Genomic DNA, 24,634 nt, shown 5'->3' with positions numbered 1-24,634 from the left:
GGCAAAAATTGATCCAGCTCTTATTTGAGAAAAAATTTATTTTCGGTGTCCCTCTAAGCCCGATTTATTGCTCATCTTAAATTCATGCTTCACCCCTGAATATTGTAACACGCTATATGGCCTTAGTCAATAGCCTGCGCAAAATATTTATTTGCAATTTTATCCATGGAGATTATTTCCCATGATAGCGCACCCGTCCTCTAGCAATACATCGTCCTTATGGATAGCCACATCGTCGATATTCAATTCCGCGCCGGTATAGGCGTCAAACGCTTTCAGCAAAATATCGGGATTTATACCACCTACACTCGGCAATAATAGCTTTGCAGTTATATATTGCCCGTCTTGCATTAAAATCAATTCTTTTATACATGGCCTTATATTGATTTCTTTTAAACCTTTTTTAGTCCGCTTTTCCATAATAATGTCATTCATACCCATGAGCATATCGATATGCGATTGCGATATCCATTGAACGCCTTCATACGGCCGTATAGTATAGCAGCCTATTGCCGCTTTACCAAGAACACCGGGTACATCATCATCCATTTCTATAGCTTCGAGCACATGCATATCATCCGGCAAAACACTGTTTAGCCTTTGAACAAAAATTTCTGCGGATAATGGTTTAACCAAATGCACGTCCATATACTCGGCTGAGCTAGGTATTCCCAACGGCGTAGGCGCAGAGAAACTTATTTTCGCATGGGGACTGAATCCTTTGCTGTAAGCCATCGGTATATCGGCTCTGCGCAATGCTCTTTCCATAGCGTGTATCATATCAAGATGGGATATAAACCTTAAATCGTTCTCCTTGTTAAAGCGTATCAACATTCGCATTACCACATACCCCTTCCCATCGCTCCATACCGCATTTTATACACGCACGCCGGCAGTCGAAAGTGGTCTTGCCTTTCAACGCTCTCTCACGCTCCCGTATAAGAAAATCCTTGGACACACCGGCGTCTATGTGATCCCATGGAAGCACTTCATCATAGGAACGAATTCGACCGGCATAAAATTCAGGATCTATGCCGCATTGTTCAAAAGCTTTAAGCCAACCCTCATAATTAAAATAATCCGTCCATGCATCGAATCGGCAACCATTGGCCAACGCAGCGGCCAATACCCTTCCCAAGCGGCGGTCGCCGCGCGCAAATACCGCCTCCATGAAGCTTAAACGGTTATCGCTCCAATGATACGTCACATGTTTCATGCGTAATTGCTGTTGTAGCAAGTGCTGCTTATATGATAAGCGGTCTATTTTATCCTGCGGATCCCATTGAAACGGCGTAAACGGTTTAGGCACAAAAGACGACGTGCTGACTGTAATATCTATATGCCTGCCGCGCTGCTCTTTAGGTATGGAATAATAGACGTCCAATATGCGACGGGCCATTTCGGCTATGCCATATAAATCATCATCGGTTTCAGTGGGCAATCCTATCATAAAATATAGTTTGACCGATTGCCACCCTTGTCGGAAGGCATATTTCACGGTACGCAATATATCGTCATCGGTGATACCCTTATTTATTACATCCCGCAAGCGCTGGGTACCGGCCTCCGGCGCAAAGGTTAAACCGGTCTTTTTTACGCTTTGAATGCGTTCCAGAAGGCTTTTATCTACGCTGTCCAATCGTAATGATGGCAATGACAATGCTACTTTCTCATCCTGAAACCTCTCCAGTAAAATCTTTACAAGCTGTTCCAACTGGCTGTAATCCCCCGTGCTTAGAGAAGAAAGCGACATCTCGCTATATCCGGTTGCTCTAATGAGCTTGTCCGCCAATTCAAGCAAGCTATCAGCCGAGCGCTCACGTATAGGCCTATAGATCATGCCGGCCTGACAAAAACGGCATCCCCTTGTACAACCCCTGAATATCTCCAGCACCGCACGATCATGTACTATATCTATATAGGGCACTATAGGGCGTTCGGGATAAGCGGCACCGCTCAAATCCGTTACTACGCGCTTGCTTATGATATGGGGGAGGCTGTCTATCTTGGGGACTATGGCATTTATAGTGCCATCGTCATTATATGAAACCTCGTAAAGCGATGGTACATAAACCCCTTCTATAGATGCTACGTGCTTCAGAAAGTTTTGCCTATCGGTATCGCCGCTATGCTTCCACGTCTTATAACAATCCACTATTTCATTTATGGCTTCTTCGCCATCTCCGATAAGAAAGAAATCTATTATGTCGGCCAAAGGCTCGGGATTATAGGCACACGGCCCGCCGGCCAGCACAAAGGGATGGTGATTTGTGCGTTCTTTGCTCCTCCATATCGACCCATGGGGCAAAAACCCTCTCGCAAAACGTATCATCTCTTTTATTCAATATGTCGTAAAGTATACGTATACCCAGATGGGACATGCCTATATCGTATACATCAGGGAATGCGAAGGCGAATCTCACTTCTACCGAATCCAGATTTTTGTGTACCGCATTATATTCATTTCCTATATACCTCGCAGGCTTTTCCACCGATAACAGTATCTTATCTATGCTTCTGTTTCTCAAAATCTTTACCTCTTTTATATCAGTTTATTCATAATCACATTAGGTCCATAATCCATAAGGGCATTTACGATCTGTATCTCGCCCACGTATCCTTTTATCTTGCCGTCTCTATCTATCACTACCACCACATTATATTTATTGGATATAAAATGGCGCATCACATCTTTTATTGTTGCCGAAGGCATCGACGCTATTTCCACAATGGGCAAAGTGCCGCTGCGCATCATGGTTTCTTTCTTGCGCGTTATATCTTGTAATGCTAAATATGTCCCCTTTTGTTTCTCGTGATGCAGGGACATAAACATAAAAATACCCATTACCAAAAAGGTCGGATTGAATGTGCCTGAAATCAATATATAAATCCCTATCGCGCATAAAATCGCGGCTATGATCCTGCCGGTATTTACAGCCATTACAGTAGCTTTTTTTATACCCAAAGGTATCGACAACAGCGCTCTTAAGATACGGCCGCCATCCAACGGAAGGCCGGGCAGAAGATTAAATACAGCCAATATGACATTGCAGCTTATAAAATAAGCCCATTTATCCGAATCTAGCATATCGTATGAATTCAACGCCGTTATAATCGAGATTATTATAAGGTTAGCCACCGGTCCGGCTAAAGCCACCGCTAACTCGGTTTTAGCATCGCCTTCAAATAATGCCTCCACATGCGCCACACCGCCGAAAGGCATAAGCTCAACATCGCTGACGTATAAGCCGAAAGCCCTTGCCGTAACCGCATGGCTCATTTCATGTATAAATATAACGGCTATCAATACGGCTACATGATAAACATAGCCCATAAGAGCCGTTATAATCATCAGTAATATCAGCCATCGATTCAATATTATGTCTATGCCTAAGAAACTGCCTATTTTCAACTGAATAACGGCCCCCCTTTAAATAGATGACTGATTTTTGATATTTATCCACTCCAAGGGGTCTACCGGCTGACCTTTATACCATACCTCAAAATGAAGATGTGTGCCCGTGGCTAAGCCACTGTCTCCGATTTTAGCTATGACATCACCTTTGTGCACCTGCTGGTTTTGTTTTACTAAAATTTCGGCAGCATGAGCATAGAGCGTTTCCACTTCCTCCGAATGTTTTATGCGTACATAACGGCCTTCGGTGCTATTTTCCCCCACTTCGATCACAGTGCCGTCGGCTACTGCCACCACAGGTTGGTCGGCCTGACTATCTATATCTATACCGGTATGCAGCTCCTCCTTCTGAAATATTGGGTTGACCCTCTTGCCGAATTTCGACGTCACCTGTCCATTGACAGGCGCTATCATATCTATGCGCTGTTCACCGTCTATAACCGGCGGTACCGCAGCATCGGTTTGCTGAGCCGGCGTTTCACCGTTTATATCGCTGAAAACCCTCTCGACCTGCTGTTGGAATTCCGGCAATATATCCTGAACGAACTTGAGCTGTCCTACCGTATCCTTTATATCGATGTCAGTAGTAAAAGCGGCGGTCACCCAACCGGTAATCTGCTTCGCAAAAGGGGCATTTATACTTTTAAGCAAAAGTATGGATGCTACTATTACTATGCATATGCCTATGTTAGTAAGCAGCTTACGCCACTTATCGGAATGTTCATCCTTAACCTCATAGGTTGAAACCGGCTTGGCGATATCGTTATGCCAGCGATGCCGATCGGAATTCATATCGGCCAGTATATCCTCTATGCTTCTCGGCGCTGTATTGCTTTGTTCATCCATATATATTCCTCCTCGCTATTCTATTTATATTTACAACAAGGAAGGAATATAACAGCGCTTATATGTCTTCGGAATATATATCATCTCTGCCGGGAGGATTTACTACCAAACGCCAGTCAAGATCCCCCCTGTCTAAGGCTTTTATCAAGGCTTCAGCCGTGGCCATATTGGTGGCCAAAGGTATATTATGCACATCGCATAATCTGAGTAAGGCGTTTACGTCAGGCTCATGCGGTTGCGCCGTAAGCGGATCTCTTAAGAATATAACGAGGTCGATCTTATTATATGCCACTCTGGCGCCTATCTGCTGGTCTCCGCCTAACGGCCCGGATAAAAAGCGATGAACATTAAGCCCTGTAGCCTGTATAACCAATCCGCCGGTAGTACCTGTGGCACAGAGATTGTGATGTTTCAATATATCCTTATATGCTATGCAAAAATTCACCATATCGTCTTTTTTCTTATCATGCGCTATCAAAGCGATGTTCATAAAAGCTCACGATGCCCCTCTCATTAAAACTTTATCTTATGCTGCCTCATACCGACATTTAATATCAACCCGAGAGCTATCATATTAGTAAACAATGAACTGCCACCATAACTCATAAACGGCAGCGGTATGCCCGTTATGGGCATTATACCCATAGTCATACCTATATTTTCGAATATTTGGAAACCCAGCATAGATACTATACCTATAACCATGAGCATCCCAAATCTATCCTTGGAATGTAAAGAAATCCTTATGCTCTTAAATATAATATACGCATATAATGCTATCAGTGAGGCGCATACTATAAATCCCAATTCCTCGCCGACCACCGAGAATATAAAGTCGGTATACTGCTCAGGGACGAAATTAAGCTGGCTTTGACTGCCGCGATACAGACCTCTGCCGGTAATCTGTCCAGAACCTATGGCTATCATAGATTGTATGACATTGAAGCCGTCCCCCATGGGGTCACTGTATGGGTCCAAAAATATTAGTAAACGAGCCTTTTGATAATCCTCCAAAACATATTGCCATGCCAGCGGTATGGCGGCAGCTCCGGCTCCTATTAATGTCAGCATGAACTTATAGTCTATACCACCTATGATGAACATGCCCAAAGCTATAGCAATGAACACTAGAGCCGTTCCGAGATCGGGCTGTTTGAGTATCAATACCAAAGGGATACCTATATATATAAGCACAGTTACAAACTGCTTCAAGGTACTTATACCATCCTCATACGATGATATCACTTTAGCCAGCATTATTATAACGCCTAGTTTAGCAAATTCCGACGGCTGGATACCCAGTCCTCCATAACCCAGCCAGCTTTTCGATCCGTGTACCTCTTTGCCAAAAAGCAATACAGTCACCAGCATCATCAGACAAAAGAGATATATATAAGCAGCCATATCACCTATGGTTTTGTAATCTACACTGATGACTATTATCATAGCTATAAAGCCTACTATGAACCATATGAGCTGCATACGAGCCGTGCTGTAATCCCCACTGTCATGAGCCCCTGTGGCACTGCTTATAGCAAATAGTCCTACGAATACTATAGCCGTAACAGCTAGTATCAGGCTGTAATCTATATATTTAATAAACCTTTTGTTTGCCATAAAATTTTCTCCCGTAATATTAAAAAAGAGCTGACAGAGCAGCTCATTTCTCTTAACAACATCATTAAAGTGGTGCCGAAGGCGGGACTCGAACCCGCATGAAGAAATCCTTCACTACCCCCTCAAAGTAGCGTGTCTGCCAATTCCACCACTTCGGCTTCACACTAAATATTATACGATAGCAGGTGTTGACTGTCAATATGCAAAATTTCGCTATGTTTTAAAATGCCTCTCGCTAAGCAATACTATATATGTAGCTTATAATTATGCTTACAAAATTTCTATATTCTATAGAGGAGGTTAGATTATGGTATCGAATAATGATATAAGCACTTCCGACGCCATTGCTGTGGAACCCGTGCCTATAACACCGGGTGAGCGCGTAATCATACGTTATAAGGGCTTTTTGGCCGATGAGCAAGCACAGGATATCTATGCCCATATAGGATACGGTCCTAACGACAATTGGCAGGACGTTCAGGACGTAAAATTACAAAACTCGTTTAATGGTTGGCAAGGAACAGTAGATATAAAGCACGGTGGCCGATTCAACATATGCTTTAAGGATAATAACTCCCGCTGGGACAACAACTACGGTCATAATTGGAGCTATGAGATTCACAACGGCAGCCGACGATAAACTATCGGACAGAGGGCGGAAATAAGCCACCCTCTGTTTATCCTCAAATTTCTATATATTTTGTAATTCGGCTGCTGAAACGAGCTGTATAACCCGCGTAGGCGGCGGCAGATGCTCTTTATCTATGCTCAATGTATCGCTAGTGTATCTATTGCCGTTGAGCAATGATAGAAATTCTTCTGCATCCACTATAGGCAGTTCAAATTTTACATTTTGAGGTATATCAGGCTTAAAATGCATAGGTATAGCTATTTTAGGCGCTATGGCTTTTACGATATCCGCAGCATCCTCAGGCCCTATAGTAAAGAATCCTCCCACCGGTATAAGTAATACATCCACATCGCCCAAGGAATTGATCTGCTCTTTTGTCAATTTATGCCCTAGATCACCCATATGGCATACATTAATGCCGTCTGCTTCTATCACAAAGATTATATTTCTACCCCTCTTTTTGCCATTCTCATCATCGTGAAACGTCTGCAATCCCCGTATATTTATGCCTTTTACCTGTATAGGATCCGCAGTATTCACCACAACAAAATCCCCGCTTACGCCCTCGAAATAGTTATGGTCATAATGGCTATGGCTGGATGTAACTATATCCGCCTTTACCCCGGGCATTTTGATACCCATAGGGCTGTATGGATCGGTAACAATTTTTATACCATCAGATGATTCTATCTGAAAACAAGAGTGCCCTAAATATCGTATTTTCATAATAGCGTTTATACCTCCTTAATCGAACAGCACGCTTACCGGCAAATGCTCATATATACGCTCTATCGCCTCGGAAAACAAAGGTGCCACGGATAAAACCTTTATCTTATCCAATTGCTTTTCGGGCAACAAAGGAATAGTATTGGTGATAACCAACTCTTTTATGACAGAATTCTGCAATCGCTCTATGGCAGGCCCTGACAGCACACCATGTGTGGCGCACGCATAAACCTCCTTAGCACCATTGTTGATCAAAGCCGCCGCACCTTCGACCAGCGTGCCGGCAGTATCGACGAGGTCATCGATCAATATAGTCCGTTTGCCCTTGACATCGCCTATTATATTCATTACTTCAGCCACGTTGGCCTTAGGCCGGCGTTTATCTATGATAGCCAAAGGGGCATCCAGCTTATGCGCAAACCCTCTGGCACGCGTCACGCTGCCAAGATCGGGCGACACTACCACCAGATCATCTCCGACAAAATCACGTTCCAAGAAATATTGAGCCAAAATAGGCACGCCCAGCAGATGATCCACCGGTATGTCAAAGAAACCTTGTATCTGAGCCGCATGCAAGTCCATTGTCAGCACACGATCAGCCCCAGCTTTACTCAACAGATCAGCTACAAGTTTGGCTGTAATGGGATCCCTGGCCTTAGCCTTTCTATCCTGCCTGGCATACCCATAATACGGCACTACCGCGGTTATCATACCGGCCGAAGCCCTCTTGCAGGCATCGATCATTATGAGCAACTCCATCAAATTGTTATTTACCGGTGCGCATGTGGGCTGAATTATAAATACATCGAATCCTCTTACCGTTTCAAAAAAATTAACCGATATCTCTCCATCGCTGAATGTAGTGACCAGACAATCGCCCATGGGCACACCTATATGATCCGCTATTTCTTTGGCCAATACAGGATTGGCATTGCCTGTGAAAATCTTAATATTTGTCGATCTGGACATCATTCTTCTTCCGTTCCCTTCTTAAATTTTTTTGCCACCCAACCTTCTTTAACCACTTGTCTTGCCCGTGCTATAGCCAATGCTCCGGCCGGTACTTTATCGGTGATAGTGGATCCTGCCGCTATATATGCATTTTCTTCCACCTCCACAGGGGATACCAGATTAGCGTTACAGCCTATGAATGCATTATCCTTTACAATTGTCCTGTATTTGCGCACACCATCATAATTTACCACTACAGACCCGCACCCAAAATTCACTTTCTTACCCACATCCGCATCACCGACATAACATAAATGCGGAACTTTGGTACCATCGCCTATAGTAGAATTTTTTATCTCCACAAAATCACCTATGCGCGTCCCCCTACCTATGCGCGTCCCCGGACGCAAATATGCGAACGGGCCTACCGTGGTATCATCGCCTACTTCGCTATCTATTATAACAGAGGATTGAATGGTAACTCTATCGCCTATTATGGCATTAGATAAGCGGCTATTAGGATATAAAATACATTGCCGTCCTATTATGGTGCCCTGTTCCAATACATTGCCGGGATAAATAATCGTATCTTGCCCTATCCTGACATCGGTATCGATGTATACCGATGATGGATCTATTATGGTTACCCCCTCCGTCATCCAACGCACGGCTATTTCACTCCTCAAAAGCCTTTCAACCCGTGCTAACTGTACCCTATCGTTAATACCTATAACTTCTTCAGGCTGCTCTACTGTTACGGCACCAACCTTTAAACCCTGTTTAGCCATCGCCGCTAAAACATCGGTAAGGTAATATTCATGTTGAGCATTGTTATTATCTATCATATCCAATGCGCCATTTAAGACATCGGCATCAAAACAATATATGGCGGAATTTATCTCTTTTATGGCTTTTTGAGATTCGTCAGCATCCTTATCCTCCACTATAGCAGCCACATTGCCTTGACTATCTCGTATTATCCGGCCGTAACCCTTCGGATCATCCATTACTGCCGTCAGTACCACGGCCGCATATCCGCCTTCTCGTGCTGTATCGTACAAGCATCTCAATGTGCTGTTTTTTATCAAAGGCACATCGCCCGGCAATACCAAAGCGTATTTGCGGTCGCCATTTAGATAATGCCGTGCCATCATAACGGCGTGTCCGGTTCCTAACCGCTCGGCTTGATATACATAGTCCAAACCGTCCCCCAAGACATCTTTTATGCTTTCGCCGCCCGGACCGGTTACAACAACGCATTTTTCTACGCCAGCATCTTTTACCGCTGAAACAATATAGCTTATAATAGGTTTACCGCATAAAGAATGAAGTACCTTAGGTATGGCAGAACGCATCCTCACGCCCTGGCCTGCCGCCAATATCAGTGCCATGCAGTCATCCAAATCTAATCGCTCCTTTCGATTATTAAAAAACCTTTATTATTATACATTTAATACGACTTAGGAGCAAGTTTACAGAGAATTCAAGCAATTCACATAAAAAGAGAGCCTACTATTATAGACCCTCTAATAGTTCAGAACCTTTATGCCTCCATAGCCTGCTTATATTTCTCTATTATAGCCGCTTGAATGACTTCGCGCGCCTGTGAGTTTATTGGATGAGCGATATCCCTGAATTCCCCGTCCGATAGCTTACGGCTCGGCATAGCGATAAATAGACCATTCTGCCCCTCGATGACCTTTATATCGTGGACTACGAATTCATCGTCAAAGGTTACCGACGCCACAGCCTTCATCTTGCTATCGCTATCGATCTTCCGCAGACGTATATCTGTTATCTTCACATCAATTCACTCCTCTACATGATGCTTATACTTCTTTTTATAATATTCGCCATATCTTTATATTTTCCTGCATGATTTTAAAATTTTCATAAATTTGAGTGAATATCTATTTTGCCAGTGAATTCATCAATGCCATATAACGTAAATAATGCTATATATTTATCTACCAATTTATCAAGAGGTGTAGATGTAGCTACCAACACTCCATTATTTACCACTTCAGCCCCAAATTCTTTCATCAAATCTAATATGCCCTTGGCAGTGCCCCCAGCCTTCATAAAGTCATCTATGAATACCACTCGGGAACCCGAGGATAAGGAGCGCCTTGAAAGTGACATAGTTTGTATACGCCTTGAAGATCCCGATACATAATTTATACTTATAGCTGATCCTTCGGTGACGCGATTCTCTCTCCTTACAATAAGCAAGGGCTTAGCCAATTGGCGTGCGACTGCCATAGCGAGAGGTATACCCTTGGTCTCCACCGTCACTACATAATCTAAATCCTCTTTCACAAAATAGCTCGCCAATATAAGCCCTATAGTATCGGCTAAATCCGGCCTGTATATGATATCGTTCATATAAATGTATCCGCCGGGTATTATGCGGTCAGGTTGAGACATCATTTCGGCTAACCCATTTGCAAAAACGAGTTTATTCTCATGCGGCATATCGGGAGCGTATCGAATGCCGCCGCCCGCTCCCAATACCGCATATATATCACCCATACCCGACTTTGCCATAGCATCTTTTATAATGGCTATATCCTCGCTTATAGTGGATTTAGCGGTTTTAAACATATCTACGAAAAAATCCAAACCGTATACGCGATTGGGATGCTCTATCAATATCTTTGTTATAATACTGATGCGCTCGTTCCTTTTAAATTCTTGCAAAATAAAATACCTCCAGAATCATTTTCCGAACATTATCTATATATTTTATATTTTAATTCATATTCGGTATTTTTTCCAGAGGTATTTTATTTCCATTTTTACGATTTTGCGTTGCAGATAGCAACTCAATTCTTATAAACGCATCTTGCCAGGCATTCTCTGTTACGCACGCTGTGAATGCAGTTATGCGGGCTGTCAAAAAGCGGGAACTCTATTTTCAATTCATCCTTGAAATAGATCACAGCCTGTTCTATCGCCCGCCTTACCGCGCGTTTGCAGCAGCGAGCACCCCCGTCGTCGGCTATGGCATCCAACGCACGAGCGGTAATCCTGTTAGCATGAGACCGCTTCAGCGGCGTAAGCGGCGTGGCTTTGAATATAACGCTGACAGCCACGCCCAAACCGACAGCGGCTCCGCAAGCGCCATAGTAACCGCAAGCTCCGCCCGGCACGCCGCTGCCTCGCTCCAACGCCTGCTCTATATCGTTATCGCTTACCTTACCGGTCAAATTCCTGTAAGCTGCCACCAGTACAGCAGGTACCAGAGCGTGATGTTCCGGACCATGCATCGGTATGCGAATATCGGCCATGATGGTTTCAGCTAATTCCATCGGATTTGCAGTAGTGCTGGAAATGCAATATTCTTTTATAATGGTCAGGCTGTCCTTGGCATGGCACTCATCGCATACGTAATGCCCATCCGGGCAGAAAATATACGCTTGCTGCTCTTTGCCGCAATAGCTGCACGCCATAACGATAGGCTGCGATGAATAGATCAATGGATGCCCGCATACCATGCAATCGGTGGTCTTTATCTGCTCATCCTGGCAGCAACAGCTCGCACTGCCGCAGGCATCGTTTTGTATATCCATAGCCATCTCATCATACCTCGTTTAAATATCTCTCGGCGTTTATGGCTGCTATAGCGCCATCGCCCACAGCAGTAGCCACCTGCCGTACGGCTTTTTGCCTCACATCTCCGGCCGCAAATACACCGCTTACATCCGTTTTCATATCCTCGCCGGCTAGCATATAACCGTACTTATCCATGGCGATCTGTCCTTTGAACATATCGGTGTGAGGCGCGGTACCGATGTACACAAAAACGCCGTCTATCGGTATTGAAGTTATTTCGCCGTTGCTGAGGTTTTTCAACTTAAGGCCGTTTACCATGCCATCGCCCAGTACTTCTATAGCATGTGAATGCCATATGACATCTATATTGGGCGTGCTAAAGACCTTTTCTTGCGCTATCTTTGTACCCTGAAAATCATCGAATTCATGTATTATAGTCACGCGCTCGGCTATACGGGACAGGTATAGAGCCTCCTGCAGCGCCGAATTACCTCCTCCTATCACCGCCACATGCCGGCCTTCGTACATAGCCCCGTCACATATGGCACAATAGTGTATACCCTTTCCGCGGAATACATCCTCACCTGTCGCCGGCAACTTGCGCGGCTCAGCGCCCGTGGCTATTACAACGGCCTTAGGACGATAAAGCGTATCCTCTGTGCGAACATAACGGCGCGATGGATCCAGATTTACATCCAGCACCTCCTTAAGGTCCTCCAATCTCGCTCCGAAACTGCGCGCCTGATCAGCCATATGGCCTGTGAGAGTTTTGCCTTCTATAGGGCCGTCGGTACCCGGGTAATTCTCTATAATGAAGGTTTTGGCCGCCTGGCCGCCTATAAGGTCCTGCTCCACCAATACGGTATCCAAGCCTGATCGGGCTGCATATAAAGCGGCCGATAACCCGGCAGGGCCGCCTCCAAGTATAAGCACATCGCAGTCGATTTCTTTAGGCGGTTTATCCAGCAACGATACGCCGGTCACATTTTCTATGGCCTTGCGCAACATCGGTTTACTTATATAGCCATTCAACCTGTCATTAACTTCTTGACCATTTTTGTAAAATAATAGCGTGGGGCTGCTTTTAACATTTAAGCTCAGTGCAAGTTGTTTATTGTCCTGTCTGTGTATCTCCACAAAATCCATATACTCGCCGTAAACTTCGGCCAAACGGTGGAATATGGGTTTTAATGCCGCACAAGGCGGGCAATCATTCGAGTAGAAATCCACTAAAACCGGTTTTTGGGCCTTTAAAACCACGTCATCAAATTGATCCGCGTTTATTTCTCTAACCATATTAAGCCTCCTGTCATATATCGTAATATTTTAATGCCGATTCCCATATATCGGCTATGGGTTCACAATCGGGCGCCAGTACCTCCCCAGACCTCTGGTGAGCCATGACACCGCATCCCCCTCCGCATACCATACCTACAGGACAGGATGCACATTGTTCTATGTGAAGGATATCACGACGGCGCCATGGTTCCAATCTATCTTCAAATATCTTCGACTCAGGGAAGTATGTTCCCAATTTATATTCCTCTCTACCGCTAGCTGCGGTACAGCCATATATATCTCCATATAAATCGTATACCCATTCTTTCTTGCCGGCAGGGCACGTATCAAATGTAGGCGCGTACATGCTGCCGGTTTCGATAGCTTGCTTCAAGCCCTTGAATTCGGGTTGATGAAACTTCTTCAATATAGGATATTGATGGGATAGCTCGGTGTAATCCGCCCATAACTGCGCCCTGTCCATAAGGCTGTCGTTATTTCCGAAACAATTAAACGGATCGTAGTTGCGTCCGATTTGCACCTTAAAACGCTCCGGCGGCAAATCCAACCAGCCCCTATGCTCCAATATATCCGCTAAACGAGGCAAATCGTTTATATTATCTTTATCAGTAACCACGCGCAGGTTTATGGGCATGCCTTTATCTATAGCCGCCGCTATGCCTTCCATAATGGTATCGAAGCTGTCCTGCCCGCCCTTAAGACGCCTTCGGCGGTTGTGGACTTCAGGCGGCCCGTCCAAGGTTACTTGGATTTCCCTTATATGTGCTCGAGATAATATATCCAAATAATCCGCCAGATAATAACCATTTGTCACTACGGCTATCTCATAAGCATTATCGGCTGCCTTGTCTATTGTATAAGCAATAATATCCTTCTGCCCCGGACGGTTGAGTAACGGCTCACCGCCAAACAGGGTTATATACGGTCTAACCGCTTCATCGCCCAGCCTATACTCCATATCATCAAAGAAGGCGTCTACAGCCTCGCGGCTTATGATACCGCTCCTGCCAGCCACGCCGCTTTCATAACAATATATACACGAGAAGTTACAGTCATAGGTCGGTATCAATAATACCTGGGTTTGAGAAGTCGCCATTATATCCTGAAATTCGCTGTATGCCGCATCCAAGGCCGCCTTCTCTTGTTGCTCGTCATCATATATATAACCGCGCGATACAGCATAATCCATAAGATCCATATCGGCTATGCCATCCCTGAGCGCTTGTATCTCATCTTTATCAGCGATATCAAAGCTGCCTGCCAATGGATTTATTAAAGCATATTTATCTCCATGCGGTATCACAACATTGTATTTGCTCCAGTACATATCATCCTCCTAAAAAACTTAAAAAGGTGGCGGCCGCAGCGATGATGTTGAAGCCGCTCCGGCCGCAATAACGTAAATTAGTCGTGGCAACCTGCCATGAGCTTGGAAGACTTGGAGCAGCACTGAGCTACTGCCTTGGTCTGTGTGCAGCAAGCGTTCGATTGCTTTGTTATGGCCTTCATGATATCACCTCCTTTACAGCTTTCAAGGTAATACTTGCCATCTTGTATCCATTTTTGATGTACTCCCGACGTTTGAGCATATCTATTTCAGCAAAACCTGCTGCTTTTACAGCATCTATATAGTCCTCTTCGCTTATGGCCCCACCGAAACAGTCCGCCCATGCCGCCGGATCATCCTTTATCTCTTGAGGCAGCGTCTCCAACGCCACCACATCCGATACTACCATAACGCCCTGCGGCTTTAATACGCGAAATATTTCCGCATAAGCGCGCTTTTTATCCAGTGCATGATTTATAGCACAATCGCTTATAACCGCATCGAAAACGCTATCCGGCAAAGGCAACGCTTCCACATCGCCTTGATAAAACTCAACGTTACTCACGCCTTGTTGCTCCGCTGCTGTGGCAGCCGCTTTTATCATATCCGGCGAGAGATCCACCCCTACGGCCTTGCCCTGTTCACCGACCAGAGCAGCCGCTTTAAGCACATCGCTGCCACGGCCACAGCCTATATCGAGCAGCCATTGCCCAGCCTTTAAGTCGACCAGGTATACATTTTGACCGCCGCAGCTTAGATTGTCGTCGCAACATGCCTCATCAGCATAGCGTTGTTTAACAGCTTCTTTTATGTCCATATTAATACCATCCTTGCAATGAAATATACCCCCCTATGGTAAAGGGATTAGATTGATATAAGTATATCACCCATTGTGATAAATGTAAAGTATGAAGAAAAGAATTTTATTGCTTAATCGATCGGGTATATAATAAAATATTGTTAAATCTTTTTTTGAGGTGAACCTTATGGATAATCAATTGGAAATATTTTTAGCTGTTGCCCGTCATCACAGTTTTTCCAACGCAGCAAAATCGCTGCATATGACACAACCGGCCGTCAGCATGAATATACAAGCGCTGGAAAGCCTTTATGGCACAAAGCTGTTCGAAAGAAACAATAAAGAAGTAACATTAACCGAAAGCGGACGTGTTTTACGCCACTATGCCGAACAAATCGCAACGCTTTATGGCCAATCCCAGCAGGCTTTAATGAAGATGAAAGAAACCATTACAGGACCGTTATCAATAGGGACCAGTTTAACTATAGGGGAATACGTGATACCCAAAGCTCTGGTATTATTCAAGCGTATGTATCCTAATATCAATATAGCCCTTTCGGTAGCCAATACCTATGATATATCACAGCGAATGCTGAATAAAACTATAGATGTGGGATTGATAGAAGGACCGGTAGACAACCCTGATCTACAGCTTAAGCCGTTTATGGAAGACCAACTTGTGGCTATAATATCACCAAACAATAAGCAGATTTCCGACGATATCATATCGCTTGAGCAGCTCAAAAGTATGCCGCTTATACTGCGCGAGCCAGGTTCAGGCACCCGACGTATCATGGAAATACAATTGAAAGCAGCCGGTTTAGAGCTGCAGCAGTTCAATATAGCCATGGAATTGGGCAGCACTCAGACCATAAAAGAAATTGTAGAGGCTGGTTTAGGCTGTTCCATAATATCGCAATGTACAGTTATAAAAGAGATTGAAGCCGGAATTTTAAAAGCTGCTACTATAAAAGGTTTAGACATGAGACGATATTTTTACACTCTATTACCTGTTCATGTAGCTTTAACTCCAGCATCCGCAGTATTCGTTGAATTTGTACATAACATTAAATGGAAACAATTGTTGATCGATATGCCCTTAAAACAGTAACATCGTTAGGATACCGCCAAAGACACTTAACGCTACAGAGCCGATTATTCCCATACCCAGCGCTCGTCCCCCCATTTTGCCAAAAGCATTAAAATCGACATTGAGGCCCAAACCAGCCATAGCCATAGTCATTATAAACACACTGGCCTGAGTAAAAAAATCAATGACCGATGGAGAAAGTATACCAATCGTATTGATAATACTAAAAGCTATAAAACCCAATACAAACCACGGTATAGGCAGATCCCTGAAGCCTATATTCTTCCTGTCGTCTTTGTCCATAAATATTATGCCCAATATAAAAGCCACAGGAACCAGAAACGCTACTCGCGTGAGCTTTATAATCAATGCTATATCCATACTCTGTTGCCCGCCCGTTGAGGAAGCTGCTATAACATGTCCTAATTCATGCAGCGTAGAACCAGATAATATACCGTATGTATATGCAGGTATAGTGAAGACAGAATTCAAAAACGTATAGGCAAAAGTAAAAACCGTACCAAGTATGGCTATGATAGCTATGGATACCGCTGTGCGCTGCTCATCAGCTTTAACCATGGGGGCTACGCCGGCTATAGCCGCAGCTCCGCATATAGCAGTACCTGATGCTACCAGTACAGCCAATATCGTATCTACGCCGAAACGCTTTCCCAACCGCGGTATCAGCAGCATAGCAAAGCTTATTACTAATACGGCCATTAATACCACCTTGGGGCCGGCAGCCAATATATCGGATATATCAAGGCGTATCCCCATTAATATTATTCCTAACCGCAATAATTTTTTTGCCGAAAAATCTATACCGACTTGGGCTTGTTGTTTCACACCGATCATAGCCCTCCATATCATTCCCAATACTATTGCGGTAACCATAGTGCCCATCACCGAAAGTATAGGTAAACCTACCAACAGCTTAGATGCAAGTGCGATGAGCAATGTCATAATCAAACCCATTAACATAAAAATAAATCCTCCGTTTATGCAGTAATTATTAAACAATATACTGCATCGCAGCAGGATTGTAAAATAAAGATAACTTATGGCATCGATAAGCAAAACTTATACAAGCCTTTTGCCGCCTCTAAAGCGCATCTTCCAGAATCGATCGAATTGGCTTATCATAAGCCCTTTTTTAGGAAACATGTGTACGAATTCGTTCTTACTTATCATAATGCCGGTGTGATTTATTATATGCCGGCGTAATGTAAAGTACACCAGGTCCAAGGGTTGCAATTGTTCCATACCCACATCTTCACCGTCCAATGCCTTTATACCGCGTATATACCGTTCGGGATCGTCGCGAAACCACCGCTCTCCTATAGCACTGCCGTCGCTGTCCGGTATATATATGCCAAATTCTTTGTAAAACAACACTACGAACCCAAGGCAATCCAATCCATCCATGGAACGCCCGTTATGGACAAAAGGCACGCTCTTATATTTGTCTATAACCTGAAGTAAACTCTCCCGCGACACGCTTTGGTTCATCAGAAATACCTCAATTCAATATATTTTTAATCTTTAATAATATCTTATTCGCCAAATACCAATCTGTGAAATATTCAACAGCAGCATCTATTTTATTATCCGGCAATGTGGTATAATAAGCACGTGATACATATAATGTTCGTAGACCGAAAAACACGGTATCGACTATATCAAATGGGTAATAATATAATATAAAATCATCATGAAGGGACGTGCTAAAGGTTTTTTAACCTTTGTATTATGAATAATATAAATATTGAAGAGCTAAAGGGTAAACACATTCATTTCATCGGCATAGGCGGCATAAGCATGAGCGGCCTGGCCCAAATACTCCTCCGGCAGGGTTGCATAGTTACGGGTTCTGACATAAAGGCTTCGACTTTAACCCAAAAACTCTCTGATTCCGGCGCTATTGTATATATAGGACATAAAGCAGATAATGTAAATGGCGCTGATCTGGTAGTTTACACAGCGGCTATACATAATGATAATCCAGAACTCAATGAGGCCGATAGGCTTGGCATTCCGACAGTGGATAGGGCCACATTTTTAGGACAAATTATGAAAAATTATGGCAAAGGTATAGCTGTTGCCGGCACACACGGTAAAACCACTACCACCTCCATAATATCCATTATATTGCAGAATGCCGGTCTGGATCCCACTGTACTTGTAGGCGGCGAACTGGACGCTATAGGCGGTAATGTGTGCGTAGGGCAAAGTCAGTATTTTGTAACCGAGGCATGCGAATATGTAGAAAGTTTCTTAAAATTTTATCCGTATATAGCGGTAATCTTAAACATAGAGAGGGATCACCTCGACTATTTTAAGGATTTGGATGAGATATATAATGCATTCTTATCATTCGCCAAATTAACGCCCGATGATGGCTATGTGGTAGGGTGCATAGATGATTCGCTTGTAGAGCGACTATTAAACGATATGCCCGGCAAGGCAATATCCTATGGCATAGATAAACCGGCACACTGGACCGCCGCTGACATAGCTTTTGATAAAAAAGGCTTTCCGTCGTTTAATATATACTGCGGCGGGCTGAATATGGGACGTTTTTCGCTCAGCATACCCGGACGGCATAACATATATAACGCTTTGGCATCCGTGGCGGTAGCCGATTTATGCGGTATAGATATTGAAATGATAAAAGAATCTTTACGCCTTTACAAGGGTGCGCACAGGCGTTTTGAAGTCAAAGGACAGTTAAAGGAAGGCGTGACTGTCATAGATGATTATGCGCATCATCCTACAGAAATAAAGGCTACCATACAAGCGGCGTTGCATTACCCGCATAACCATATATGGTGCGTATTTCAACCTCATACCTACACGCGTACCAGGCTTTTACTGGACGAATTCGCGTCGGCATTCTACGGAATAGACCATCTTATCATCACAGACATATACGCTGCGAGGGAGGCTGATGATGGCTCCATAAATTCAAAAGATCTGGCCCTGAGGATAAATCAAGCAGGTCAAAATGCGATTTATATGCAGGATTTCAGCTCTATCGAGCGTTATATCTTTGACAACTGCCAAGCGGGAGATATAATAATAACCATGGGTGCCGGTGATGTATATAAAATAGGCGATGACCTTTTGGAACATTCGATGATAATTGACAAAATCATATAGTTATAATTTCATCCTGAAAAGCCTATCCCTGTATCGTTTGGCACGCACCGCTTCTTCGTCGCTCACATTGTGATGGCTGTAGCGGGCTTTATCATATAGTTCGGTCAGTTCTTTAAACTCGGGATCTGCGCCAGGCTGTAGACCGCTTATCGATGAATGAATATCATCGGGCGTTTGCTGCGGTTTTATTTCATAGCCTTTATCGGCAAAGCGTTTTATAGTCTGGGCATACAAAAAACGTATGCGCTGTTGAGGCGTTTCAAAATGCCTCAGCGCGCGCCTCATACGCCGTCTTATATCTTGCCCTAACGATGAACTTCGATCCACTATATCGTCCAACGATAATATGAAGCTCCTTTCTTCATCCCCAGCCGTATATCTTTCCATCATCGACGAAATCCATCTCGCCAGCGCTTTGATCAATTGATAAACCAAAAAAGCTGTTATAGCTATAGCCACAACGTAAAATAATACTTCCATAATGGTCCTTATGATATTCGCGATAGGAGAAGCCGTATTGTCGGCAAATTGGCTGAAATCCATAGGAGGCGCGGCTCCCTGTTGTTCCGAAGGTCCGAATAAACCGTTCAGCCATGTTATAAGCCACTGTATCACTACAAGCAGCACATGCCTTAAGCCATCGCCTATATATGTTACCAGCAATGATAAAAATTGCACTATAGCTTTGATCTCGAATATGAACACTATAAGCCCTATTATTATCAGCGAAAATATGAAATTCCTAAACCTCACATCCCTATGCGTGGCATATGCCTCGGCATTCATCATATCCAGCATGCGAACCAGTTGCAATTGATTCAGTATTATAATGGACATGGCTATAAAAATCACCGCGCACCATATTATATAACCGCTAAACCATCTCAAATATCCAAGATACACAGATAAAGCAAAGGCCGCCATAAGCGCGCCTACGCCAAACATAAACTTGCTCTGGCTATACGAAACCCTCATATCATGCGTGGCAAAAGCCAGACCGCGCATATAACATATTATAAGATACAGAGCGTACACCGCGGCAAAAAACGGGTCAACATATATGCCCAGCAATAACACCGCTATGGCAACCGGTATTGCGCCTATCATATAGGCCGATATCTTGTATATGGCTTTGTGCTTTGCTATAAGGTAATCGGTTATAAACAAGCCCATCATCAAGAATAAAATTTCAAGGGGAAGGAAATCAAAAAATCGCGTATCGCCAAATAAAACATAATACAGGCAAAACATCCATGGCATATATATCAGAAATTCCGCGATTGCTTCTAACGTTTTGAAACCATTGCGTTTTAAAAACGCTGTCATTTGATCGCCCCTTCCTCGGTTATAGTATATACATCCACATCGTTCAACTCATAGCGTTCCCAATCGACATCCTCCATAAAACCCATACGCACCGATATACGGCTTTTATCGATATCAACTATGGCTGCCGCCAGATCGTCGTCGATATACGACGTCAATATAAGGATATCCGCGTTATATGGTATCTGCTCTATTTCACCGCTCAAAAAAACAGAAAAATCATCCTCATATTCAAAAGTCAACCTGGCCAAGTCTTCCAATATACCTGTCATGTGTTCATTGCTGCATCCAAGAGGCGTTTCCATGTGAATGGCATCATCATAGCCCTTGAGCAGTCCATTGCTGATAACCGCCACAGGTATACCGTTATCCACAGCTTCCTGAGCCAGCGAAGCGCACAGCCTTATGCTTTGCTCAAGCACATTATAATTTACCCAAGATGATTTATAGGTTACATTCAACATTATAATCATACTTGAAGAAGCGGTAAAATCGTGTTTTATGACTTGAAGCCTTTGCTGGCGGGCGGTAGCCAGCCAATTGATCTTATTCAAGCTATCTGTCGGCATATAATCCCTGAATCCTGCTATCTGAAACGGATCCTCTATTATCCAGCGCTTAACTATCATATCGCCATTTATGAGCCTCGCCGGTATAAGCACGTCGTCCACATCTATAAAACGCGGATAGACTGAAAAATGCATATTCATCGGTACTCTTTCATAACAGCGCCGCCCGCTCAATATATCCCCCGATATCATATCCACATCGTCTATGACGTAATAGCCCCGCTTAACGCAATTCAACACATGCCTGCACGTCACTTGCTGATAGCCAAGCAATGAAAACAGCCTTTGGTAATACTGTTTGTCGCTTATATCCACAAAAGCGGTATTTTCAAATTTTAACGTCAGCGGCATCTGCAATCTTACCTTTAGCCACAATATGGGCAGGGGTTTATCGTTTACAAGCTGCTCTATGAGCCTCACGCTCTCACCCTCGAAGGCAGCCTCGCGCTCAAATCGGCACATATAAGCGACACGTTTCAACGCAAAATATGAAAACAATCGATCTCCGGCATAGACCACGACAGCCAGCGCTATGATAAGCCAAACAAACTCCATATAACTCACGTTCCTTATGCTTCCTGAAGGTCCTCTGTAGGCGCCGGTACTCCCTCGAGTATTCCTTGTATTATCTCTTCGGCCGCCGTTCCTCTTACTCTGGCATTGCCCTTTAGAATAATACGGTGGCTCAACACCGGAACAGCGATATCCTGCACATCGTCGGGCAATACGTAATCCCTGCCTTTTAATATCGCCCATACCTGAGCCGATTTCATTATGGCCAGACACCCTCTCGGGCTGACGCCTAATGCCACTCCCTGGTGTTGGCGCGTAGCCTCGGCTATTTTCAGTATATATTCCTTTATAACATCGTTCACAAATACCGCGCTAAAGCTCGCCTGCGCATCGGCTATATGCGAAGCATTGCCCACAGCTTCCATATAATCCAGCGGATTATCGCCATTAAAACGGCTCAATATCTCCTTACCCTCTTCCAACGTCGGGTAACCTAGCTTTATCTTCATCAAAAATCGATCCAATTGCGCTTCCGGCAATGGAAATGTGCCCTGTATTTCAACCGGATTCTGCGTCGCTATAACGAAGAACGGCTGCTTCAAAAGATGGGTTTCCCCATCTATAGTAACCTGTTTTTCCTCCATACACTCCAGCAAACTGGACTGGGTCCTCGGCGTGGCTCTGTTTATCTCATCGGCCAGCAATATCTGAGAAAATATCGGACCCGGCCGGAACACGAATTCGCCAAGTTTTTGATTGTAAAAGTTTATGCCTGTAAGATCAGAAGGCAGTAAATCCGGTGTAAATTGTATACGCTTAAACTCTGCGTCGATAGAACGGGCAAGGCTCTTGGCCAACATCGTCTTGCCCATACCGGGTACATCCTCCAGCAAAACGTGGCCGCCTGCTATCAATGCCGTCAGTACCAAATCCATCACATCGCCCTTGCCCACTATAACCCGGGAAATATTGGCTTTTATCCTATCCGCCAATGACTTTATTTCATCTAGTCGCATAAAAAGGACCTCCAACATCTCTTTTCTCTTATCTATTTTAGCACATTTGTGCGGATATGTGGTAGAATTATAAAAAATAAAGGTTCAACGCCGAATTTTGTGAAGTCTAACTAATTCCATAAAACATCTTGGCAGACAGGCGGCAAAAAAAGATGAAAAAAACCGATTCACCGTCTATTATTAATATAGAATTCAAAAAAAGAGGATGGTATAATAAAAGTATGTTCAGCACTTAAAGTAAATATTGCAGATATTTATGGAATTGGTATATGGTGCAATGAGAAGGAAGGAAACAGTGAAGTGGCAGACAATAAAAAAGAACAGGAACGTGCAGAGCTACACCGCACGATATGGAATATGGCAAATGACCTAAGGGGCAGCGTAGACGGGTGGGACTTTAAGCAATATGTTTTAGGCATGCTGTTTTACCGCTACATATCTGAAAACATCACTGCCTATGTCAACGTCGGGGAATGGGAAGCCGGTAACACTGAATTTTGAGAATTTAAACGAAACACTGGAGAAGGTTTTTAGTAATATAGAGGCATCCGCGCGGGGAACAGAAAGCGAAGATGATCTCAAAGGTTTGTTTGATGATATTGACGTTAACAGCAACAAGTTGGGCAGCACTGTGGCAAAACGTAATGAGAAGCTGGTTAAACTATTAAATTCTATTGCTGAAATGAAACTTGGGGATTATAAGGATAATACTATAGATGCTTTCGGAGATGCTTACGAATACTTGATGGGCATGTACGCTTCCAATGCAGGAAAAAGCGGTGGTGAATATTATACACCACAAGAGGTATCTGAACTGCTTACACGGCTTACCGTGGTAGGAAAAACCGAGGTCAATAAGGTGTATGACCCTGCCTGCGGTTCAGGTTCTTTATTACTAAAGTTTGCCAAAATCCTGGGAAAAGAAAATGTACGGCAGGGTTTCTTCGGTCAAGAAATCAACATCACCACCTATAACCTCTGCCGCATAAATATGTTCCTGCATGACATCGACTATGATCAGTTCGATATCGCCTTGGGCGACACGCTTACCGATCCGCAACACTGGGACGATGAGCCCTTTGAAGCTATCGTTTCCAATCCTCCATATTCAATAAAATGGAAAGGTGACAGTGATCCGATTTTAATTAACGATCCCCGTTTTTCTCCGACAGGCGTGTTGGCACCTAAATCCAAAGCAGACCTTGCTTTTGTCATGCACAGTCTCTCATGGCTTGCAACAAACGGGGTAGCGGCCATCGTTTGTTTCCCGGGCGTAATGTACCGTGGCGGCGCAGAAAAGAAAATCCGTCAGTACCTTGTTGACAATAACTATATCGACTGCATCATCCAATTGCCAGATAATCTGTTCTTTGGCACCAGCATCGCCACCTGCATCATGGTGCTGAAAAAGTCTAAATCAGAAAACAGCACCTTGTTTATTGATGCGTCAAAAGAATTTGTCAAGGTAACCAACAACAATAAGTTGACAGATGAAAATATTGATACGATTCTTAACGCATTCAAAGATCGGAAAGATATTGAGTATTTTGCTAAGCTTGTTCCAAATAGCAAGATTGCGGAACAGGATTACAACCTTTCCGTTTCCACGATAAATTACCGCAGGGGGCTCGCTACTTTAGCGGCGAGAGGAATGCGGTATTCCTCCTTTGTGTTAAATATTTGATATTCATATCCGTCGTTTCTCTGTAACAACTTTAAATACTTCGGGTGTACGTCAAAGCCGTTTAGTCTGAAACTCGGTCGATGGCGTACTGCAATACGGCCGACATGAACA

The 24,634-nt window shown here is 43.9% G+C and carries 23 protein-coding genes, 1 tRNA gene and 2 pseudogenes; 4 read left to right on the top strand and 22 right to left on the bottom strand.

The window, feature by feature from the left end:
- Positions 1-159: 159 nt before the first annotated feature.
- From JG770_RS06810 to JG770_RS06780, 7 genes and pseudogenes are all read right to left on the bottom strand, one after another.
- The gene (locus JG770_RS06810; RefSeq protein WP_291956877.1) at positions 160-840 is read right to left on the bottom strand and encodes a TIGR03936 family radical SAM-associated protein; all 681 of its coding nucleotides are present in this window, start codon (positions 838-840) and stop codon (positions 160-162) included.
- A pseudogene (locus JG770_RS06805) lies at positions 818-2,528 on the bottom strand (TIGR03960 family B12-binding radical SAM protein). The gene JG770_RS06810 and the pseudogene JG770_RS06805 overlap by 23 nt, the downstream one beginning before the upstream one ends.
- Positions 2,529-2,542: 14 nt before the next feature.
- Entirely contained in the window at positions 2,543-3,412 is an 870-nt protein-coding gene (locus JG770_RS06800) for a site-2 protease family protein (protein WP_291956875.1), read from the bottom strand.
- A gap of 18 nt (positions 3,413-3,430) precedes the next feature.
- Positions 3,431-4,261, bottom strand: coding sequence for a M23 family metallopeptidase (locus JG770_RS06795; protein WP_291956873.1), 831 nt, complete (start codon positions 4,259-4,261; stop codon positions 3,431-3,433).
- 58 nt (positions 4,262-4,319) lie between these two features.
- Entirely contained in the window at positions 4,320-4,751 is a 432-nt protein-coding gene (mgsA, locus tag JG770_RS06790; protein ID WP_291956870.1) for a methylglyoxal synthase, read from the bottom strand.
- 23 nt (positions 4,752-4,774) lie between these two features.
- The gene (gene rodA, locus JG770_RS06785) at positions 4,775-5,878 is read right to left on the bottom strand and encodes a rod shape-determining protein RodA (RefSeq protein ID WP_291956868.1); all 1,104 of its coding nucleotides are present in this window, start codon (positions 5,876-5,878) and stop codon (positions 4,775-4,777) included.
- A 70-nt stretch (positions 5,879-5,948) separates the two neighbouring features.
- Positions 5,949-6,036, bottom strand: a tRNA-Leu gene (locus JG770_RS06780).
- Between the two features lie 149 nt (positions 6,037-6,185).
- On the opposite strand from JG770_RS06780, the gene JG770_RS06775 reads away from it, so the two are divergent.
- Positions 6,186-6,518: a carbohydrate-binding protein gene (locus tag JG770_RS06775; protein ID WP_291956867.1), complete on the top strand. Its 333-nt coding sequence runs from the start codon at positions 6,186-6,188 to the stop codon at positions 6,516-6,518.
- Positions 6,519-6,569: 51 nt separating this feature from the next.
- On the opposite strand, the gene JG770_RS06770 is transcribed toward JG770_RS06775, so the two are convergent.
- The 9 genes from JG770_RS06770 to JG770_RS06730 form a co-directional block, all read right to left on the bottom strand.
- Positions 6,570-7,235 carry an MBL fold metallo-hydrolase gene (locus JG770_RS06770; protein WP_291956865.1) on the bottom strand — a complete coding sequence of 222 codons (666 nt, stop codon included), beginning with the start codon at positions 7,233-7,235 and terminating at the stop codon, positions 6,570-6,572.
- Between the two features lie 18 nt (positions 7,236-7,253).
- Positions 7,254-8,204: a ribose-phosphate pyrophosphokinase gene (locus JG770_RS06765; RefSeq protein ID WP_363320950.1), complete on the bottom strand. Its 951-nt coding sequence runs from the start codon at positions 8,202-8,204 to the stop codon at positions 7,254-7,256.
- Entirely contained in the window at positions 8,204-9,589 is a 1,386-nt protein-coding gene (gene glmU, locus JG770_RS06760) for a bifunctional UDP-N-acetylglucosamine diphosphorylase/glucosamine-1-phosphate N-acetyltransferase GlmU (RefSeq protein ID WP_291956860.1), read from the bottom strand. Before glmU ends, JG770_RS06765 begins: the two co-directional genes overlap by 1 nt.
- Positions 9,590-9,729: 140 nt before the next feature.
- Complete coding sequence (spoVG, locus tag JG770_RS06755) at positions 9,730-9,990, bottom strand: septation regulator SpoVG (protein WP_291956858.1); 261 nt, start codon at positions 9,988-9,990, stop codon at positions 9,730-9,732.
- Between the two features lie 86 nt (positions 9,991-10,076).
- Positions 10,077-10,886 (bottom strand): pur operon repressor, encoded by an 810-nt coding sequence (gene purR / locus JG770_RS06750; RefSeq protein WP_291956855.1) that lies wholly within the window; start codon positions 10,884-10,886, stop codon positions 10,077-10,079.
- Between the two features lie 125 nt (positions 10,887-11,011).
- On the bottom strand, positions 11,012-11,764 hold the full coding sequence (locus JG770_RS06745) for a DUF5714 domain-containing protein (protein ID WP_291956853.1): 753 nt from the start codon (positions 11,762-11,764) through the stop codon (positions 11,012-11,014).
- A gap of 4 nt (positions 11,765-11,768) precedes the next feature.
- Positions 11,769-13,037 carry a thioredoxin-disulfide reductase gene (trxB, locus tag JG770_RS06740; RefSeq protein WP_291956850.1) on the bottom strand — a complete coding sequence of 423 codons (1,269 nt, stop codon included), beginning with the start codon at positions 13,035-13,037 and terminating at the stop codon, positions 11,769-11,771.
- Positions 13,038-13,050: 13 nt separating this feature from the next.
- Positions 13,051-14,367 carry a radical SAM protein gene (locus JG770_RS06735; RefSeq protein WP_291956847.1) on the bottom strand — a complete coding sequence of 439 codons (1,317 nt, stop codon included), beginning with the start codon at positions 14,365-14,367 and terminating at the stop codon, positions 13,051-13,053.
- 178 nt (positions 14,368-14,545) lie between these two features.
- Positions 14,546-15,184, bottom strand: coding sequence for a methyltransferase domain-containing protein (locus JG770_RS06730; protein ID WP_291956845.1), 639 nt, complete (start codon positions 15,182-15,184; stop codon positions 14,546-14,548).
- A gap of 169 nt (positions 15,185-15,353) precedes the next feature.
- On the opposite strand from JG770_RS06730, the gene JG770_RS06725 reads away from it, so the two are divergent.
- Positions 15,354-16,277 (top strand): selenium metabolism-associated LysR family transcriptional regulator, encoded by a 924-nt coding sequence (locus JG770_RS06725; RefSeq protein WP_291956842.1) that lies wholly within the window; start codon positions 15,354-15,356, stop codon positions 16,275-16,277.
- On the opposite strand, the gene JG770_RS06720 is transcribed toward JG770_RS06725, so the two are convergent.
- Together JG770_RS06720 and JG770_RS06715 are read right to left on the bottom strand one after the other, a co-directional pair.
- Positions 16,266-17,237 carry a putative sulfate exporter family transporter gene (locus JG770_RS06720; protein ID WP_291956840.1) on the bottom strand — a complete coding sequence of 324 codons (972 nt, stop codon included), beginning with the start codon at positions 17,235-17,237 and terminating at the stop codon, positions 16,266-16,268. The genes JG770_RS06725 and JG770_RS06720 overlap by 12 nt on opposite strands.
- A gap of 99 nt (positions 17,238-17,336) precedes the next feature.
- Complete coding sequence (locus JG770_RS06715) at positions 17,337-17,765, bottom strand: NlpC/P60 family protein (protein ID WP_291956837.1); 429 nt, start codon at positions 17,763-17,765, stop codon at positions 17,337-17,339.
- A 240-nt stretch (positions 17,766-18,005) separates the two neighbouring features.
- Between JG770_RS06715 and murC the strand changes: the two genes are divergently transcribed.
- The gene (gene murC, locus JG770_RS06710; protein ID WP_291956834.1) at positions 18,006-19,415 is read left to right on the top strand and encodes a UDP-N-acetylmuramate--L-alanine ligase; all 1,410 of its coding nucleotides are present in this window, start codon (positions 18,006-18,008) and stop codon (positions 19,413-19,415) included.
- On the opposite strand, the gene JG770_RS06705 is transcribed toward murC, so the two are convergent.
- From JG770_RS06705 to JG770_RS06695, 3 genes are read right to left on the bottom strand one after another with little or no spacing between them, the layout of a single operon-like run.
- The gene (locus JG770_RS06705; RefSeq protein WP_291956831.1) at positions 19,416-20,741 is read right to left on the bottom strand and encodes a DUF4129 domain-containing protein; all 1,326 of its coding nucleotides are present in this window, start codon (positions 20,739-20,741) and stop codon (positions 19,416-19,418) included.
- On the bottom strand, positions 20,738-21,865 hold the full coding sequence (locus JG770_RS06700; RefSeq protein ID WP_291956829.1) for a DUF58 domain-containing protein: 1,128 nt from the start codon (positions 21,863-21,865) through the stop codon (positions 20,738-20,740). The genes JG770_RS06705 and JG770_RS06700 overlap by 4 nt, the downstream gene beginning before the upstream one ends.
- Before the next feature lie 14 nt (positions 21,866-21,879).
- Positions 21,880-22,875, bottom strand: a complete 996-nt coding sequence (locus tag JG770_RS06695) for a MoxR family ATPase (protein ID WP_291956881.1) — start codon at positions 22,873-22,875, stop codon at positions 21,880-21,882.
- Between the two features lie 321 nt (positions 22,876-23,196).
- On the opposite strand from JG770_RS06695, the pseudogene JG770_RS06685 reads away from it, so the two are divergent.
- Positions 23,197-24,448, top strand: a pseudogene (locus JG770_RS06685) (type I restriction-modification system subunit M); the annotation flags it as partial.
- 5 nt (positions 24,449-24,453) lie between these two features.
- Here JG770_RS06685 and JG770_RS10655 read toward each other — a convergent pair.
- On the bottom strand, positions 24,454-24,634 hold a 181-nt coding region (locus JG770_RS10655; protein ID WP_363320949.1), incomplete at its 5' end, for a hypothetical protein.

The organism is Mahella sp. (genome assembly GCF_020054945.1).
Lineage (GTDB): Bacteria > Bacillota > Clostridia > Mahellales > Mahellaceae > Mahella.
This window is presented reverse-complemented; position numbering and strand designations above follow the sequence as displayed.